A 16,560-nucleotide genomic window follows, 5' to 3' on the forward strand; every position below is an offset into this window, starting at 1 on the left:
TGGGTTTGGCCTTCATGTACCAGAGACGCGAACGACCCGGCGGGGTTGCCTCGCCGTCCCCGATCCGTTCAGCCGGGGGTGCGCAGGGCCATGGTCATGGCCTCGACCGCGATCTGGGGATTGACGTTGGCCGCGAGCCGTTCCCGGCATGTCATCAGGGCGGCGACGCGCCGCAGCGTGTCCTCCGGAGACGACGACCTGGCCACCGCCTCCACATCGGAACGCCGGTCCTCGTTGGCCAGCTCCACGGCCGCGCCGAACTGCACCGCGAGGACATCGCGGTAGAACCCCACCAGATCCAGCAGGGCGAGGTCGAGGGAGTCGCGCTTGATCCGGGTCGCCCGCGACTTCTGCATGGTCTCCAGCTCCTTCAGGGCCCCGGCACCGCCCCGCACCAGCCCCCTGTTGAGCCCCTTGCCCGACGACCCCTCTCCGTAGACCTTGCGCAGTTCGCTCGTCTCGGCCTCGTTGAGCGCCGTCGTGGCGGCGTCGGCGTCCTCCGTGGACGTCTTCACCAGCCGCTCGGCCGCCGTGACGCACTCGGCGACACCCGTGAGGGACCGCGGGATCGACAGCACCTCGTCACGCCGCCGCCGGGTCTCCGCGTCGAGGGCGAGCCGCCTGGCCCGCCCGATGTGGCCCTGAGCCGCCCTGGCCGCCGGCAGGGCGGCCTCCCACGGCACGCCGTCCCTCGTCATCAACATGTTGGCCACCGACTCGGTGGACGGGGTGCTCAGAGTCACGACCCGGCAGCGGGACCGGATCGTGATGATCATGTCGTCCGGGGAGGGGGAGCACAGCAGCCACACGGTCCGCGGGGGCGGCTCCTCGATCGCCTTGAGCAGGGCGTTGGCCGCGGCCTCGGTCACCCGGTCGGCGTCCTCGAACAGGACGACCCTCCAGCGGCCGAGTGTCGGCGCCCCGGCCGCCTTGAGCACCAGGTCACGGGTCTGCCGCACGCTGTACGACAACCCCTCGGGGCGCACCCACGTCACGTCCGGGTGGGAGCCGACCTCCACCTGGTGGCAGGCGTCGCAGTGCCCGCACCCCTGATCGGGGCAGAGCAGGGCGGCGGCGAACGCGCGAGCCGCCGTCGACCGGCCTGATCCGGGCGGGCCGGTGAACAACCAGGCGTGCGTCATGCCGGCGCCGCGGCCTCCCGCCACGACCTCGGCCGCGGCGGAGGCGGCCCGCTGGAGGGCGGCGATCGCCCGATCCTGCCCGACCAGGTCTCCGTACACGCTCACGGGCCAAACCTACCCTCGCCGCGCCCACCCGGCGGCCCGCCTTCCACAGCCTGTGGACGGCGTGGACGCTGTGGACGAATCAGTCGCGGATGGCGGGCATGGTGCCGGTGGCCTCCTCGGCCTCCTGCGGCACCGGATCGGGAAGGATCTCGCGGACCCGGTCCTGGATGAGCCGGGAGATCTCCTCCTGGGGCAGCGCACCGTCCACGACGAAGTAGCGGTCGGGGTCGGCCGCGGCCAGCGCCCGGAACTCGCGCCGCACCCGCTCGTGGAAGTCCATCGGCTCGGCCTCGATGCGGTCCGCCGGCGAGGCCATCCGGCGCAGCCCGACCGACGGGGACACGTCGATCAGCACGGTCAGGTCGGGGCGCAGGCCGCCGGTGGCCCAGGCGTTGACCCTGATCACCTCGTCCCGGTCGAGCGACCGTCCCGCACCCTGATAGGCCAGCGACGAGTCCACGTAACGGTCGGAGATGACCGTGGAGCCCCGCTGGAGCGCCGGCCTGATCACCTTCTCGACGTGTTCCGCCCGGTCCGCGGCGTACAACATGGCCTCCGCGCGGGACGACAGACCCTGGTGGCTGGCGTCGAGGAGGATCGCCCGCAACCGCATGCCGACCTTGGTGGAGCCCGGCTCGCGGGTCTGCACCACGTCGTAGCCCTGGTCGCGCAGCCAGATCGCGAGCAGCCGCGACTGGGTGGTCTTGCCCGAGCCCTCTCCGCCCTCGAACGCGACGAACAGCCCGTGGGGCTCCTCCGCCGCCTCCTCCGGGACCGACGCCTGACCCCGGAGGGCGGCCAGCAGGTCCGCCCCGATCGGGACGCCGCGGCGGTCGTCCATGTGCCGCAGCGCGAGGAAGCCGACGATCACCGCCACCACGGCGGCCAGGATGAGGACCAGGTTGGTGCCGTCGAACTGGTAGGTCAGGTGGCCGACGGAGAGGACGTGCCGCCCGAAGATCGCGGCGAGCGTGGACGCCACGGCCACGACCAGCAGCAGCACGACCCGGGCCAGCGACTGCAGGAACGCGAACGTGCGGCCGCGCAGCCCGTCCGCCACCTCCAGGCCGATCGTGGTGTAGCCGATGATCCACGCGATGCCGGCGCAGGCGCCGAGCAGCACCGTCAGCATGACCACGACCGCCAGCTCGTGGATCAGCGCGATGGCGGCGAGCGTCACCCCGGCCACCACGATCGCGAGCCCGAACAGGCGGCGCCGCGACAGCCCCTTCAGCAGCCGCGGGCCGAAGAACATGCCGCCCGCCATCCCGAGGAAGACCGCGCAGAAGACGGCGCCGTAGCCGGCGTCGCCGCCGCCCAGCGTCCACACGTACGCCTTGGCGACCCCGACGACGGCCCCTCCGGCGGCGAACGCGCCCAGCATGCCGATGACCAGCCCGCGCACCACGCGGTCGCCTCCGGCGAAACGCCACCCCTCGACGATCTGCCGCAGCACCGACGGCGTGGACGAGTGGCCAAGGTGGTTTCTGGGGAAGCCGCGCAACGTGAAGATCAGAACGGCGGAGACGACGTAGGCCAGGGCGTTGATCCACAGCGCCAGGTCGGTGGCCTTGGCCGGGAACCCGGGCGCCGCCGAGGACACCATGGTGACCAGGCCGGACACGAGCGCGAAGACGGCGGCGGCGACGGGCGCCGTGCCGTACGTCACGAGGAGGTTGAGCTGGTTGGCCTCCTCCAACCGGTCCTTCCGCACCAGATTGGGCACGGTCGCGTCCTTGGCCGGCACCCAGAACAGGTTCACGCACTCGACCAGGAAGGTGGCGATGATCACCCACTGGTAGTCGCCGACGAACGGGATCGACACCACCACGGCGAACCGCAGCAGGTCGGCGACGACCATGGTCAGCCTGCGGTCGAACCGGTCGGCCACCGCCCCGGCGAGCGGGCCGAGCAGGATGGCCGGCAACATCTTCGCCACGAAGACGCCGCCGATGGCCAGGCTCTGCGCCTGGAAACCGGACCGGGCCGTGAGGTTACCCGCCAGAGCCGTCAGCGCGATGATGTTGAGCCAGTCGCCGAGGCTGCAGACCGCCATCGCCGTCCAGAGCCTGCGGAACGGCTGATTGGTCAGCACGTGCGGCGCCTTGCGTCGCGCGGCGACCCGGCCAGGGGTGCTCATGATGTCAGCGTATCCAGGTGCTCGCTGGGCTGGGAAAACGGCGAGCGAGCCGGATTTGCCCGGCCTGCTCGTCGCCTGAGGGTATTACGTCTGCCTCTCCCCCGCAGTCCGGACGCGAGCATCGCTCTGCTCTTTTCCCCGCCCGTCGCACGACGGGCCTCTCACCTGGCTCGTTCCGCCGGCGGTCAGGCCCTGAGCTCGATCAGGGTGATCTCGGGTGGGGCGCCGACCCGCACCGGCGGCCCCCAGAAGCCCGCGCCCCTCGTCACGTAGACCTGGGTGGCGCCGCCGCCCGCGCGGGGCACCTCGGCCAGCCCGGCCACGACCGGCTGCTGCAACGGGACAACCAGGTTGAACGGCGCCATCTGCCCCCCATGGGTGTGGCCGGAGAGCTGCAGATCGACGCCGTTCGCGGCGGCCTGCGTCACCTGCACCGGCTGGTGCGCCAGCAGCACCACCGGCCGCGCCGCGTCCCTGCCGCCCAGGGCCTTCGCCAGGTCCGGGCCGTCGCCCGACGACTGCCCGTTCAGGTCGTTCACCCCCGCGAGATCGAGTACGGCTCCCGCGTGCCTGATCTCCACCCGCTCGTTGCGGAGCGGCCGGACCCCCAGGGAGCCCACCTCGTCGATCCACTGCTGGGCGCCGCCGGGTGTGTAGTACTCGTGGTTGCCCGTCACGAAATAGGCCCCATAGCGGGACTCCAGCGACCGTAGCGGCGCCGCCAGGGGGCCGAGCTCGGCCACCGTGCCGTCCACCAGGTCTCCCACGATCGTCACCACGTCGGCCTCCAGGCCGTTGATCATGCGGACGATGCGCTCGGTGTGACCGCGCCCGGTCAGCGGGCCGAGGTGGATGTCACTCACCACCGCGATCTTTAGCCCGCTCATCCGCGGGTCGAGCCGGGCCAGTCGCACGGGCACCCGCTCGATCACCGGGTCGCCCAGGGCCATGCGCGTGCCGTACCCCACCGTGGCCAGGGCTCCGGCGCCCACGATCGCCGCGGCCGTACGGGCGACGAAGAGCCGCCGGTCGACGACGGGCCCCGCCTCCACGGGGTGGTCGTCCGCCGGGGCGACGCGCTCCGCCGGCGCCGTTCCCGCGCCGCGGCCGCCCACCTCCGCGAGCCGCCCGGACGGCTGAGCCGCCCCGGCCAGCCGCGACCCGGCGCGGGTGGCCTCGGGGCTCTCCCCGGGTCCGGCCGGCCGCGCGCGGCGGACGAGCAGGCCGGCCACCGCCCGTGGGATCTCCATGACCAGCGTGAACACCAGCAGATAGAACATGATCGCCAGCCAGAGGTAGCCCGGCCAGGCGACGATGCGCTCCAGGCCGAACCCGCCGACCCGGCCGCCGATCATCGTGATCGCCATCACCGCACCGAAGGCCACCAGGGCCCAGGTCAGCACCCGCCGCGGCACCGAGCCGGGCCTGGTCGTCGACCGGACCAGCCGCCGCCACAGGTAGTAATGCGCGACGATCACGACTACCGGGATCATGGCCAGGAACCCCACCGCGAACTCCCCTCAACCGGCGATCGATCGCCGGTTGAGAATGATCCCACGGGCGGTGCGAGGTCGATCCGGCGCCCGGAGGCGGCGGGGGCATCGCCCGCCGCCCGGGCCGGGCCGGGGTCAGGACTTGGCTGCGGGCTTCTTCGCCGTCGTCCTGGCCCGGGTGGCGGTCCGCTTGGGGGCGGGGGCACGCTCCCTGCGCTCGGCGAGCAGCTCGGCCGCCCGCTCGATCGTGATGTCCTCCACCGTGTCGCCCTTGCGCAGCGACGCGTTGGTCTCGCCGTCGGTGACGTACGGCCCGAAGCGCCCCTCCTTGACGACCACCGGCTTCTTGGAGTTCGGGTCTTCACCGAGCTCCCGCAGCGGCGGCGCGGCCGCGGCCCGGCCCCGCCCGCGGGCCTTGGGCTGCGCGAACAACTCCTTGGCCCGCTCGATCGTGACCGTCAGCAGATCGTCCTCGGAGGCGAGCGAGCGCGAGTCGGTGCCCTTCTTGATGTACGGCCCGAAGCGGCCGTTCTGGGCGGTGACCTCCTCGCCGTCGATCGCGCCGACCACGCGCGGAAGCGTCAGCAGCTGCAGCGCCTGCTCCAGCGTGATGGTGTCCAGCGTCATGGTCTTGAACAGCGAGCTGGTCCGCGGCTTGACCGCGTCGGCCTTCCGCGTCCGCTTCTTGCCGTCGGCCGGCGGCTGCTCCTCGGGGAGGATCTCCGTCACGTACGGGCCGAACCGGCCGTCCTTGGCCACGATGGTCCGGCCGGTCGCCGGGTCGACGCCCAGGTCACGGTCGCCGCTCGGCCGGGAGAACAGCTCCTCGGCCTTCTCGGCCGTCAGCTCGTCCGGCGCCATGTCCTCCGGGATGTTGACCCGGGCGCCGTCCCGATCGAGGTAGGGGCCGTAACGGCCGACCCTGATCACGATGTCGGTGCCCGCGATCGGGAACGAGCTGATCTCCTTGGCGTCGATCTCGCCGAGGTCGGTGACCATCTCCTTGAGGCCCTCGTCGCCCTCCTCGCCGTAGTAGAAACGGCGCAGCTCGGGCAGCCGCTCCGCCCGGTCGTTGGCGATGTCGTCGAGCACCTTCTCCATGTCGGCGGTGAAGTCGTAGTCGACCAGGTTGCCGAAGTGCTGCTCCAGCAGGTTGACCACGGCGAACGCGAGGAACGACGGCACCAGGGCCGTGCCCTTCTTGAACACGTAACCGCGGTCGAGGATCGTCCCGATGATCGACGCATAGGTGGACGGGCGACCGATTTCCCGGTCCTCCAGCTCCTTGACCAGCGACGCCTCGGTGTAGCGGGCGGGCGGCTTGGTCGAGTGGCCCATGGCTCTCAGCTCCGCCGCGGTGAGCCGGTCGCCCTCGCCGAGGGTCGGCAGCCGCTTCTCGGAGTCGTCCCGGTCGGTCGCCGGGTCGTCCGCGCCCTCGACGTACGCCTTGAGGAACCCGTGGAAGGTGATCGTCCGGCCGCTGGCGGTGAACTCCGCCCGCTCCCCGGCGCTGGAGACGCCTGCCACCTTCACGGTCACCGACTCGCCGACCGCGTCCTTCATCTGCGACGCGACCGTACGCTGCCAGATCAGCTCGTAGAGCCGGAACATGTCACCGTTGAGGCCGGTCTCGCCGGGCGTGCGGAACTCCTCGCCGGACGGCCTGATCGCCTCGTGGGCCTCCTGGGCGTTCTTCACCTTGCTTGTGTAGACACGCGGCTTGTCCGGCACGTACGCCGAGCCGTACAGCTTGATCGCCTGGCTCCGGGCCGCGGCGACGGCCGTCTCCGACAGCGTGATGCTGTCGGTACGCATGTAGGTGATGAAGCCGTTCTCGTAGAGCCGCTGGGCGATCTGCATGGTGTACTTCGCGGAGAAGCCCAGCTTCCGGCTCGCCTCCTGCTGGAGCGTCGTCGTCCGGAACGGCGCGTACGGCTTGCGCGTGTACGGCTTGCGCTCCACGGATCTGACGACGTAGGACGCCCCCGCGAGCCGCCCGGCGAGGGCGGTGGCGGCGGCCTCGTCCAGGTGGAGGACGTCGGAGGTTCGCAGCCGGCCGGTGGAGGCGAAGTCGCGGCCCTGGGCGACCCGGCGGCCGTCCACGCCGGTCAGCGTGGCGCTGAAGGTGCGCGGATCGTCGGCGGCCCGGCCGGTGTCGAAGAGCGCCTGGAGGTCCCAGTAGTTGGCCGCGGTGAACGCCAACCGCTCCCGCTCGCGCTCCACCACCAGCCGCGTCGCGACCGACTGGACGCGGCCGGCCGACAGCCTCGGCTTGACCTTCTTCCACAGGACCGGGCTGACCTCGTAGCCGTACAGGCGGTCGAGGATCCGCCGGGTCTCCTGCGCGTCGACCAGCCGCAGGTTGAGGTCGCGCGGGTTGGACACCGCGTCCCTGATGGCGTGCGGGGTGATCTCGTGGAAGACCATCCGGTGCACCGGGATCTTCGGCTTGAGCACCTCGCGCAGGTGCCAGGCGATGGCCTCGCCCTCGCGGTCCTCGTCAGTGGCGAGATAGAGCTCGTCCGCGTCCTTGAGGAGCTGCTTGAGCTTGGACACCTGGGACTTCTTGTCCGGGTTGACGATGTAGAGCGGCTCGAACTCGTGATCCACGTTCACCCCGAGACGGGCCCACGCCTCGCCCTTGTACTTCTCCGGGATGTCCTCGGCCTTCTCTGGCAGGTCACGGATGTGGCCGATGCTCGACTCGACGATGTAGCCGCGCCCGAGGTACCCGGCGATCGTCTTCGCCTTGGCAGGCGACTCCACGATCACCAGGCGGGTTCCGCCGGCGTTGCCGTTGCTGGCTGGCACGCTGCTTCCTACCTCGCTGTCCGCTGTCATACCCCGTGTTCCGGGTTCGTGATCCCCGGCTCCGTGGTCCCTCGTCCTCCCGGCTCGCCGCCGGCACGTCCTTCGTCCTGCTCCCCTCGCCGCGGTCTTCGGGACCGCTTTGAAAGGTACCTGCCGCCGCGAGTTGTTCCCTCTCGGGGCTACCCGGTTATGTCAGAGAATGCAACTCGCCTGGACCTGTTATCCACGAGGACGCAGAATAGAGCCAACGAGTTCCCTAGCATGCCCCGGAGACTAATGGCAGTGCTCGACTACTCCTACTTGGATCTGTATCTACCCCGCGGCACCACTCGTGAGGTGGCGCGGCAGATCATGACCGAGCACGCCGAGTATGGTGACTGGGAGCTCGAGCGACTGCGACTGTATCCCGACGGGAGCAGGCGTGTCCGACTGCGCCGCAAGATCATTAAGGCCTCTCGTACGCTGTGACCTTTGACAGCGCCGCCCACGGGCCGCCCGAAGAGATGACAAAGCGCTTTGCCCGTCCCGGGCCGCGCCCCCGGAACGGGCAAAGCATCCTTGCTGCCCTCCACTGGCTGGGAGGGAGCGTCTTCGTGTCGCCCGTGCCGGAGGCCAGTGCCCGAGCGACCGATCGGCCCCTCGGGGCCGGGCACGCGAGCCGCTGGTTCGCCGCCGCGTCCCCGGCACGAGCGAGTGATATATCCCTTACTTCCGGCCGAAGCGGAAGCGACGGGTAACGGCGAACAGGCTCGCCGAGGCGGCGAATATGGCACCGAGGACGAGGGCGGCGAACGAGCCGGGGTTCATCCCGGTCAGGCCGGTCGGCTGCTCGGCGCTCATCAGGCCGAGGTTCTTCAGCGGCAGCGCGTCGGTGGCCTGGCCCAGGTCGGCGACGGGCAGGCTGCGCCCGGCGTCGGTCAGGCTGCCGGCGACGGGCAGCGAGCGGGTCGCGCCGTCGAGCGACTTGGTCGGCAGCGTACGGGTGGAGCCCCCGAGCGCGCCGGCGACGGCGGACGCCGGCTTGCCGGCGTCGCGCGAGTTCCGGGACGAGCCCGACGTCGGAACGGCGGGCAGCTTCGGAGCGTCGGGCATGCCGAGCATGCTCGGGAGCTGCTCGACGACCGGACCGGACGGCGCGGCGGCGGCGGTCATCCGCTGCCGGGCGCCTGCGGCCTCGCGCATACCCGACAGCAGCGGGGCGGCGGGCATGGCGGGCATGACCGAGCCGTGGGAGACGCTCCGGTAGTAACCGTGGCCCCACGTGTGGGCACCGCCCACCCGGGCGCCGCCCAGGCATCCGGCGGCGGCGTCACCGAGGACGGCGACCGCGTTGCCGCAGACGTTGATCGGAGCGATGATCGGGGCGACAACCTGGTTGCCGCCCAGGATGCTGTGCCGCCCGGAGGTGACGTTGCCGCCGGCGCCGACGCCGCCGAGAACGGACGCGCCGCCCTTGCAGCCGGCGCGGGAGTGGCCGAGCACCGCCACCGCGTTGCCGCAGACGTTGATCGGAGCCGTGATGGGGGCCACAACCTGGTTGCCGCCCAGGATGCTGTGCGCCCCGCTGGTGCGGTTGCCCCCGGCGCCGCCGCCCGTCCAGTAGCCGCCGTAGCCCCAGCCACCGCGACCCCAGCCGCCGTGGACGGTCGCGCCACCCTTGCAGCCGGAGAACGCGCCGCCGAGAACGGCCACCGAGTTGCCGCAGATGTCGACCGGCAGGGTGATCGGCGCGACCACCTGGTTGCCGCCGCCGATCGAGGAGGTCCCGGAGGTGCGGTTGCCGCCGCTGCCCCAGCCGACCGGCCTCGGACGGACCTTGACGCCCGGCTTGTACGGCGTGAACACCTGGCCGCCGCTGCCGGGGACGTAGCGGGTGTCGCTGTCGTGACCGGTGGAGCCCGGACGGTGCCAGTGGCCCTTCCAGCCGTGGCTGCCCTTGCCGCCGTACGTCGGACGGTGGTGGCGGCCGGTGCCGACGGACGAGCCGCCGTGGCACCCGGAGAAGGCCGTGCCCAGCGCCGCGACGGAGTTGCCGCAGACGTTCACGGGAACGGTGATCGGCACGACCACCTGGTTGCCGCCCAGGATGGACGAACGCCCGGAGGTGCGGTTGCCGCCCGCACGGACGGTCGCCTTGGCGGCGTTGACGTAGGAGCCGCCCCGGCACCCGGCGACGGAGTCGCCGAAGATCGCCACAGCGTTGCCGCAGAGGTTGACCGGAGCGGTGATGGGGGCGACCACCTGGTTGCCGCCCAGGATGCTGTGCCGCCCGGAGGTGACGTTGCCGCCTGCGCCGCCGGTCCGGCCGGAGCCCTTGACCGCCGCGCCGCCCTGGCAGCCCGCCCTGGACCGGCCCAGCACGGCCACAGCGTTGCCGCAGACGTCGACGGGCGCCGTGATGGGGGCGACCACCTGGTTGCCGCCCAGGATGCTGTGGGCGCCACTGGTGGTGTTGCCACCCGCGCCGCCGGCCCCGCCCAGGACCGCCGCGCCGCCCTGCGAGCCGGCCGCGGCGTCACCCGCGACCGCCACCGCGTTGCCGCTGATGTCGATCGGCAGGGTCACCGGGATGTTGACCTGGTTGCCGCCGCCGATCGAGTGGCTGCCATCGGTGTCGGCCCAGGCAGCACCGCTGCCGAGGGTCATGACGCCGAGCGCGAGAAACGCCGCGGGGGCCGAGCCCTTCGCCCACGTTCGCATAATGAATACTCCTATGTAATTTCTTAGGGGGATTTGCCTGACAGCTCGCGACACCTGTCCAAGCCGAGACACAGCGGGGCCATGGACGCCACAAGCGATGGGAGATTCCGCTTCACCCGCGAGGGAGCCGGCCGACCGGGCACCACGGTGCGACGCACGCTCCAGTACCGGTCTACGCCTGAGCGGGGACCGGCGTGAGATGCGGGATCAGTCGGGGGAGAAAGAAGGGTCGTCCGCCGCTGTGCGGACCACCGGGGGAACAACCGCAGCCAGCGGAGCTGGCAGCGTGGCGAAGCGCGGCTCATGAGGGGTCCGCGCGACGTCCCCGAACAGGAAAGATCCACCGCTCGTCTGGGGAACAAGCCCCCGATCACCAGGGGCGTGGTCCGCGGTGGATGGTGCGGGCAGCACAGGCTTCGACTGGCTGGTGAGCCCGTCGACCGTGCGCCCCGCCATCGCCTCGGCGTTCACCGAGGAGTTGTCGATCGCCGTGGGGAATCCATCGGACCTTCCCGGAGAGGCGGCCCCGGTGCTCGACGCGAGCGATCCGGCGAGATCCGCCTTGGGGAAGAGATCGGGAAGAACCGATCCGGCGACATGTTGTGAGGGCGCCACCTCGGTCACGGACGCCGCCGAAGCGGAGGCGCCGAAGACCACACCGAGCAGCCATCCGAGGGCCATGAGCCCACCGATGACCAGCAGTCGACCCAGTCGGGAACCGGCCGCGAACCGCGCCATCCGGCCCCCCACGCGGGACTCGGGAGGCAACGTGGGCGCACACGCGTCAGCGGAGGACTGAGTCCTCCACTGCTCCTGCGGCGCGCCTGACACGTGACCTCCCGAGCCCGCTGGGTCCGCCCGGTGCGGATCCAACCCTCAACGCAGAGTCACTGTACCGGCACGGCACGTGATCGCAACAGATTTCTCAGCAGTAATCGAGGAAATGGTCAAGCACTCGGACCCCAAATCGGAGCGAATCCACCGGAACCCGTTCGTCAATGCCATGGAACATCCCGGAAAAGTCCAAGTCCGGGGGAAGTTGCAGCGGCGCGAAACCGTACCCGCGGATGCCGAGGCGGCTGAACGCCTTCAGGTCGGTGCCGCCGCTGAGTGTGTACGGCACGGCCCTCGCCCCGGGGTCCTCGGCCTGGAGCGCGTCCGACATCGCCTTGACCAGCGGGCCCTTGAAAGCGGTCTCCACGGCCACGTCGTGATAGACGAACTCGCGGGTGACGTCCGGGCCGAGCAGTTCGTCGACCGTCTGGAAGAACTCGTCCTCGTAGCCGGGCAGGAACCGTCCGTCCACGTGGGCGGTCGCGATCTGGGGGATGACGTTGGCCTTGTAGCCGGCCTGGAGCATCGTCGGGTTGGCCGTGTTGCGCAGGGTCGCCCCGATCATGCGGGCGAGCGGCCCGAGCGCGGCCACGGCCGCCTCGGCGTCCTCGGCCTTCACCTCGACCTCGAAGACCTCCTCGAAGAACGCCTGGACGGTCGGCGTGAGCCGTACCGGCCATTCGTGGCGCCCGAGGCGTCCGACGGCCTCGGCGAGCCGCGTCACGGCGTTGTCGTCGTTCAGCATCGAGCCGTGACCGGCCCGGCCCTTCGCGGTCAGCCGCATCCACGCGATGCCCTTCTCCGCTGCCTCGATCAGGTAGAGGCGGCCCTTGTCTCCCAGGGTCACGCTGAAGCCGCCGACCTCGCCGATGGCCTCGGTGCAGCCCTCGAAGACCTCCGGATGCTTCTCGGCCAGCCACTGGGCGCCATAGTGGCCGCCGGCCTCCTCGTCCGCGGTGAACGCGATGACCACGTCGCGTGACGGCCTCCGGCCTTCGCTCAGCCGCTGCCGTACGACCGCGAGGATCATGGCGTCCATGTCCTTCATGTCCACGGCGCCGCGTCCCCAGACGCAGCCGTCGGCGACCTCGCCGCTCAACGGGTGATGGCGCCAGTCGGCGGCGTCGAACGGCACCACGTCGAGGTGTCCGTGGAGAAGGAGCGCGTCCCGTCCGGGGTCGGCTCCCTCCACTCGGGCGATCACACTGGCCCGGCCCGTGTCCGACTCCAGAATGCGGGGCTCCAGGCCGACCTCGGCGAGCTTGCCCGCCACGTATTCGGCGGCCTCGCGCTCGCCGGGACCCTGGTTGTCCCCCGCGTTCGTCGAGTCGATCCTGATCAGGTCGGAGCACAGCTCGACGACCTCGTCCTCCCCGTTGATGGGGCTCATCACGCCTCCTCCAGTGACGGCCGGCCCTCCTGTCGTGGGGCCGGGCGCCGGTTAGCTCCCTCCATTCCCTCACAGACTGCCCCCGGATCCCGCCACAGGCCCGCATCGGCTGTGGGCCCGCCCGGGATTCCCGGTATGAAGCAACCCGGCGGCAGTGCTAATCTGTATCAGCCGACGCGGGATGACGATCCCGCGTGAGGCACCACGTCCGGGTGGCGGAATAGGCAGACGCGCTAGCTTGAGGTGCTAGTGCCCAGTGATGGGCATGGGGGTTCAAGTCCCCCCTCGGACACAATCGATTCACCTGTGGAGTCCTGGTCGCTCACCGAGCCGGCCAGGACTTTTCTCTTTCGAGGGTGGCGCGTCAGCCTCAGGCCGAGCTTCGCGTACAGACGGGCCTACCTGACCGGCTCAGCCTGGCGGCGCAGCTGCACCATCTCTCCGAGCGCGTGCGTCATCTCGGCCAGGTCGTCTCTGGTGAGGCTCCGGCGGGGAGCGGGTACATACCGGTCCTTCAGCTCACCGCTCACCGGGCGGGTAACACAACCGCAACCAAGTGGGGTCGGGATCGCTCCACATGCCAGCCCAATTCGCCGACGAGGCCGGCCTTCTTGACCAGGCGGCCCCAGCGGGGGCTGCGGGCGAAGGCTTGGGCGATGGCGACGCCGCTGGGCAACTCCCCGAGGTATCAAGGTACGGCTGAGCCCGGCCGGCCTGCGCGCGGATGGCCGAGGCAGCCGGCCGGCTGGCGCGGATATACGGCGCGGAGATCAGCGGTAGCCGGTGACGTCGGCGGGCTTACCGGCGTCCTGGACCTCGACGAGATACCGCCAGGCGTCCGGCCGGCTGCCGTCGACGTCACTGAACCCGTACACCTGGGCGAGCTGCCCGCTCGACAGTGACCGCCCGTTCCAACGGCTCACCTCCGGATCCGCGGCCAGGGCCGCGACCGCCCGTCCCACGAACGCCGGCGTCTCGGAGATCGCGAAGTGCGGCTGTGCCGCCAGAGCGTCCCGCCAGGTGGCCTCCGTCACGCCGAAGTGCTCCAGCATGATCTCTGAGCGGAGCCAGCCGGGAGTGAGCGACACGGCCGTCGCCCCGTGCGGCGCGAGCTCCTTGGCCTGACTGAACGCGATCCGGTTCACCGAGATCTTCGCCAGGTCGTAGAAGAACGAGACGCGGTAGTTGGCCGCGTTGTACTCGGCCGTGCCGTCGGTCACCTCGACCACCAGGCCGCCGGGCCGCCGGATCAGCAGCGGCAGCGCGACATGGCTCGTGATGATGTGCGTGTCCACAGCGAGCCGCAGGATCCGCAGGCCGTCGTCGAGCGAGTGCTCCCACAGCCGGTCGGTCCAGCTGAACAGCAGCTCGCCGCCCCAGATGTCGTTGACCAGCACGTCGAGGCGGCCCTGCTCGGCGTCGATCCGGTCGACCACCGCGCGGACCTGGGCGGGGTCGAGGTGGTCGGCGGGTACGGCGATCCCCCGGCCGCCCGCGGCCGTGACCAGCTGGGCCGTCTCCTCGATCGTCTCCGGGCGGTTCATCTCCGACCGCCGCTCCCGGGTGCTGCGCCCCGTCACGTATACCGTGGCCCCCGCCGCGCCCAGCTCCACCGCGATGCCGCGGCCGGCTCCCCGCGTCCCCCCGGCGACCAGCGCGATCTTTCCTGCCAGCGAGTTCGTCATGTCGGTCATACTGGCAGCGAAGGCTGACAATCGGCGTCGGCTTTTCCGAGCGGTTGGCATGGAAGATCACCTGGTGGGCGAGAGCCGCGTCCGCCTCGCCGACGCACGACCTCGTCTCTGAATCTTTCAGACGGCGGCGGCCCTCGACGTGGAGATTCGCACGTGTCTTCGCCGGCCACGGCATCCGGCGGCCGATTCGGCGACCGAACCCCTTCGCCATCGCTACGGTACCGCCGTGCGATTAATCCCATATGCGGCCTTGACGCTGGCCACGGTGGCACTCGCCTCGTCCTGCGGAACGAGTCCGGCACCGGCGGTGTCCAAGGAATGCAGCGAGGCCCCGCCGCTTATCGGCGGCAAGCTCTCGGCCTTCAGCGCCAGCGCGGAGGACCCCGCGAAGCTCAAAAAGGCGCTGTCCGGCGCGGCCACCGAGCTGGAGGCCAGGGCGACCGCGGCCGGTGACGCCACGATCAGGCAGGTGTTCCAGGACTTCGCCGCCGAACTGAAGCAGCTCAAGATCACGAACAGGAAGTCGGCGGTCGAGGCCGCCCAGAAGGCCATCGCCGACGGCACCACCAGCCTGAAGAAGATCGGTGATGCCTGCGCCTGAGCCTGCTCGGGGAGCAGGGGAGCAGACCGCCCAACTGCGCGGGCTCGGCCGCCGCGCACGGTTCGGGCGCGGCGAGGAGACACCGGCCGATCGGGACGGCGCAAGGGCGGCTATTCGTCGCCCTTGCTCTGGCTTCGGAGCTCCTTGTACAGCTCCCTGCACTGCTTCGTACTCATGTCGTCGGGAGCGCACAGCCGCACGTCCAGGGCGAAATCGACGGTGCGCTGCCGGCCCGCCGAGGTGTAGAAGAGCCGAACGCTCTCGGCTCGCGCGGTGGCGTCGCCGATCTTCCCGTACTGCAGGCCGAGCTCGGTGAGGAGGACGTCTTCCTGGCCCTTCCGGCAGACCGTGGTGATCGCGGGACTGCGAGCCGGGAAGCCGAGCTCGGTCAACGGCCGCTCGGCGTTGCCGAGCATGGAGTGTGTACGGCTCTGCGGCCGAGATGAGAACGCCTGCATCACGATGCCGCCGCTCGGCCTGATCAGGTCGATTCTGTCGATGGTGACCGAACCGGGCCGATCAAGGCACATGACCCAGCCACCCAGAGAATAGGGCCGGTGAGCGACGGTGTCGGGCAGCACGACGCCGATCGAGACCTCCTCGTCCGCGTCGGGACTGTTGTTGAGATACAGGCGCGGGCCCTCGCCCACGCACCCGGAACTCATCACCCCGACCATGACGATCGGCAGGACGAGAGCGGCAGGGACACGCATGACGGGAAGCTCCTGATTTCGAGGCGCTCTCTCAGTTATCTGACGAGTGTGCATCCCGCCGACGGGAGTACGCCCCGGTCAGAGCTTCCTGGCGACACCGCCGTAGGCGCTGACCTCCTCCGGCTCGCCCCACGCGGTCACCTCAGGACGCCACCGTGAGACCGACACCACGCCGGGGTCGACGAGCTCCAGGCCGTGGAAGAACGCGGAGATCTGGTCGGGGGTGCGCAGTTTGTACGGGTCGCCGGCCTCGGCCCGTGTCTTCTCGGCCTGAGCGGAGGCCTTCGGGTCGACGGCGTCGCTGCCGTCTTCCAGGACCAGGTAGCTGCCCGGCGGCAGCGCGGCGACCAGGTGGTCGCGGATCGCCGCGGCCTCCTGGTCGTCCCAGACGTTGCCGAGGATGCCCAGCATCATCAGCGCGACCGGCCGGCTGAAGTCCAGCGTGGCGACGGCTTGGGTGAGGATGTACCCGGGGTCGCGGACGTCGGCGTCGATGTAGTCGCAGGCGCCCTCCGGGGTGCTGGTCAACAGCGCCCGCGCGTGTGCCAGCACCAGCGGATCGTTGTCGACGTAGACGATCCGGCAGGCCGGGTTGACGCGCTGGGCGACCTCATGGGTGTTGTCGACCGTCGGCAGCCCGGTGCCGATGTCCAGGAACTGGGTGATCCCGGCCTCGCCCGCCAGATAGCGGACGGCACGGCCGAGGAACGCCCGGGCATGGCGGGCGACGTCCACGATTCCGGGGTAGACCTGGCGGACCTGATCGCCGACCTGCCTGTCGACCTCGTAGTGGTCCTTGCCGCCCAGCCAGTAGTTCCACACTCTCGCCGAGTGGGGGGTGCTGGTGTCGATCTTGAGGCTGGACGGCGGAGGCATGTCGTTGGTCATGGCAGCGCTTTCAGCTTGACGACGGATCACCGGGTGATCGTTTATTCTC

At 70.7% G+C, this 16,560-nt stretch carries 13 protein-coding genes and 1 tRNA gene; 3 read left to right on the plus strand and 11 right to left on the minus strand.

From position 1 onward, the window contains the following. Positions 1 to 68: 68 nt before the first annotated feature. From JOL79_RS11780 to topA, 4 genes are all read right to left on the minus strand, one after another. Positions 69 to 1,247, minus strand: a complete 1,179-nt coding sequence (locus JOL79_RS11780) for a DNA polymerase III subunit delta' (protein ID WP_210155797.1) — start codon at positions 1,245 to 1,247, stop codon at positions 69 to 71. Between the two features lie 79 nt (positions 1,248 to 1,326). After that, entirely contained in the window at positions 1,327 to 3,387 is a 2,061-nt protein-coding gene (gene tmk / locus JOL79_RS11785; protein ID WP_210155798.1) for a dTMP kinase, read from the minus strand. Between the two features lie 185 nt (positions 3,388 to 3,572). After that, positions 3,573 to 4,895, minus strand: coding sequence for a metallophosphoesterase (locus JOL79_RS11790; RefSeq protein WP_307848489.1), 1,323 nt, complete (start codon positions 4,893 to 4,895; stop codon positions 3,573 to 3,575). Positions 4,896 to 5,015: 120 nt separating this feature from the next. Then, a complete protein-coding gene (gene topA / locus JOL79_RS11795) occupies positions 5,016 to 7,721 on the minus strand; it encodes a type I DNA topoisomerase (RefSeq protein WP_210155799.1) in 2,706 nt (901 codons plus the stop codon). Positions 7,722 to 7,952: 231 nt separating this feature from the next. Here topA and JOL79_RS11800 point away from each other — a divergent pair, with 231 nt between their 5' ends. Next, a complete protein-coding gene (locus JOL79_RS11800) occupies positions 7,953 to 8,159 on the plus strand; it encodes a DUF5703 family protein (RefSeq protein ID WP_230984638.1) in 207 nt (68 codons plus the stop codon). Positions 8,160 to 8,396: 237 nt separating this feature from the next. Here the strand turns inward: JOL79_RS11800 and JOL79_RS11805 are convergent, their stop codons facing one another. The 3 genes from JOL79_RS11805 to JOL79_RS11815 form a co-directional block, all read right to left on the minus strand. Continuing rightward, positions 8,397 to 10,391, minus strand: a complete 1,995-nt coding sequence (locus tag JOL79_RS11805; RefSeq protein WP_210155800.1) for a chaplin family protein — start codon at positions 10,389 to 10,391, stop codon at positions 8,397 to 8,399. Between the two features lie 207 nt (positions 10,392 to 10,598). Next, complete coding sequence (locus tag JOL79_RS11810) at positions 10,599 to 11,129, minus strand: hypothetical protein (RefSeq protein ID WP_210155801.1); 531 nt, start codon at positions 11,127 to 11,129, stop codon at positions 10,599 to 10,601. A gap of 187 nt (positions 11,130 to 11,316) precedes the next feature. After that, entirely contained in the window at positions 11,317 to 12,615 is a 1,299-nt protein-coding gene (locus JOL79_RS11815; RefSeq protein WP_210155802.1) for a M20/M25/M40 family metallo-hydrolase, read from the minus strand. 206 nt (positions 12,616 to 12,821) lie between these two features. Here JOL79_RS11815 and JOL79_RS11820 point away from each other — a divergent pair. Next, positions 12,822 to 12,907 (plus strand) — tRNA-Leu (locus JOL79_RS11820). Between the two features lie 106 nt (positions 12,908 to 13,013). On the opposite strand, the gene JOL79_RS34980 is transcribed toward JOL79_RS11820, so the two are convergent. Beyond that, positions 13,014 to 13,145 carry a hypothetical protein gene (locus JOL79_RS34980; RefSeq protein ID WP_269143787.1) on the minus strand — a complete coding sequence of 44 codons (132 nt, stop codon included), beginning with the start codon at positions 13,143 to 13,145 and terminating at the stop codon, positions 13,014 to 13,016. Positions 13,146 to 13,385: 240 nt separating this feature from the next. After that, positions 13,386 to 14,300: an SDR family oxidoreductase gene (locus JOL79_RS11825; RefSeq protein WP_210155992.1), complete on the minus strand. Its 915-nt coding sequence runs from the start codon at positions 14,298 to 14,300 to the stop codon at positions 13,386 to 13,388. Between the two features lie 235 nt (positions 14,301 to 14,535). Between JOL79_RS11825 and JOL79_RS11830 the strand changes: the two genes are divergently transcribed. Then, entirely contained in the window at positions 14,536 to 14,910 is a 375-nt protein-coding gene (locus tag JOL79_RS11830; protein ID WP_210155803.1) for a DUF8711 family protein, read from the plus strand. A gap of 110 nt (positions 14,911 to 15,020) precedes the next feature. On the opposite strand, the gene JOL79_RS11835 is transcribed toward JOL79_RS11830, so the two are convergent. Both JOL79_RS11835 and JOL79_RS11840 read right to left on the minus strand, forming a co-directional pair. Continuing rightward, positions 15,021 to 15,623 carry a hypothetical protein gene (locus JOL79_RS11835; RefSeq protein ID WP_210155804.1) on the minus strand — a complete coding sequence of 201 codons (603 nt, stop codon included), beginning with the start codon at positions 15,621 to 15,623 and terminating at the stop codon, positions 15,021 to 15,023. Between the two features lie 78 nt (positions 15,624 to 15,701). Continuing rightward, complete coding sequence (locus tag JOL79_RS11840) at positions 15,702 to 16,511, minus strand: SAM-dependent methyltransferase (protein ID WP_210155805.1); 810 nt, start codon at positions 16,509 to 16,511, stop codon at positions 15,702 to 15,704. Positions 16,512 to 16,560: the final 49 nt, after the last annotated feature.

The organism is Microbispora oryzae, assembly GCF_017896165.1.
Lineage (GTDB): Bacteria > Actinomycetota > Actinomycetes > Streptosporangiales > Streptosporangiaceae > Microbispora > Microbispora oryzae.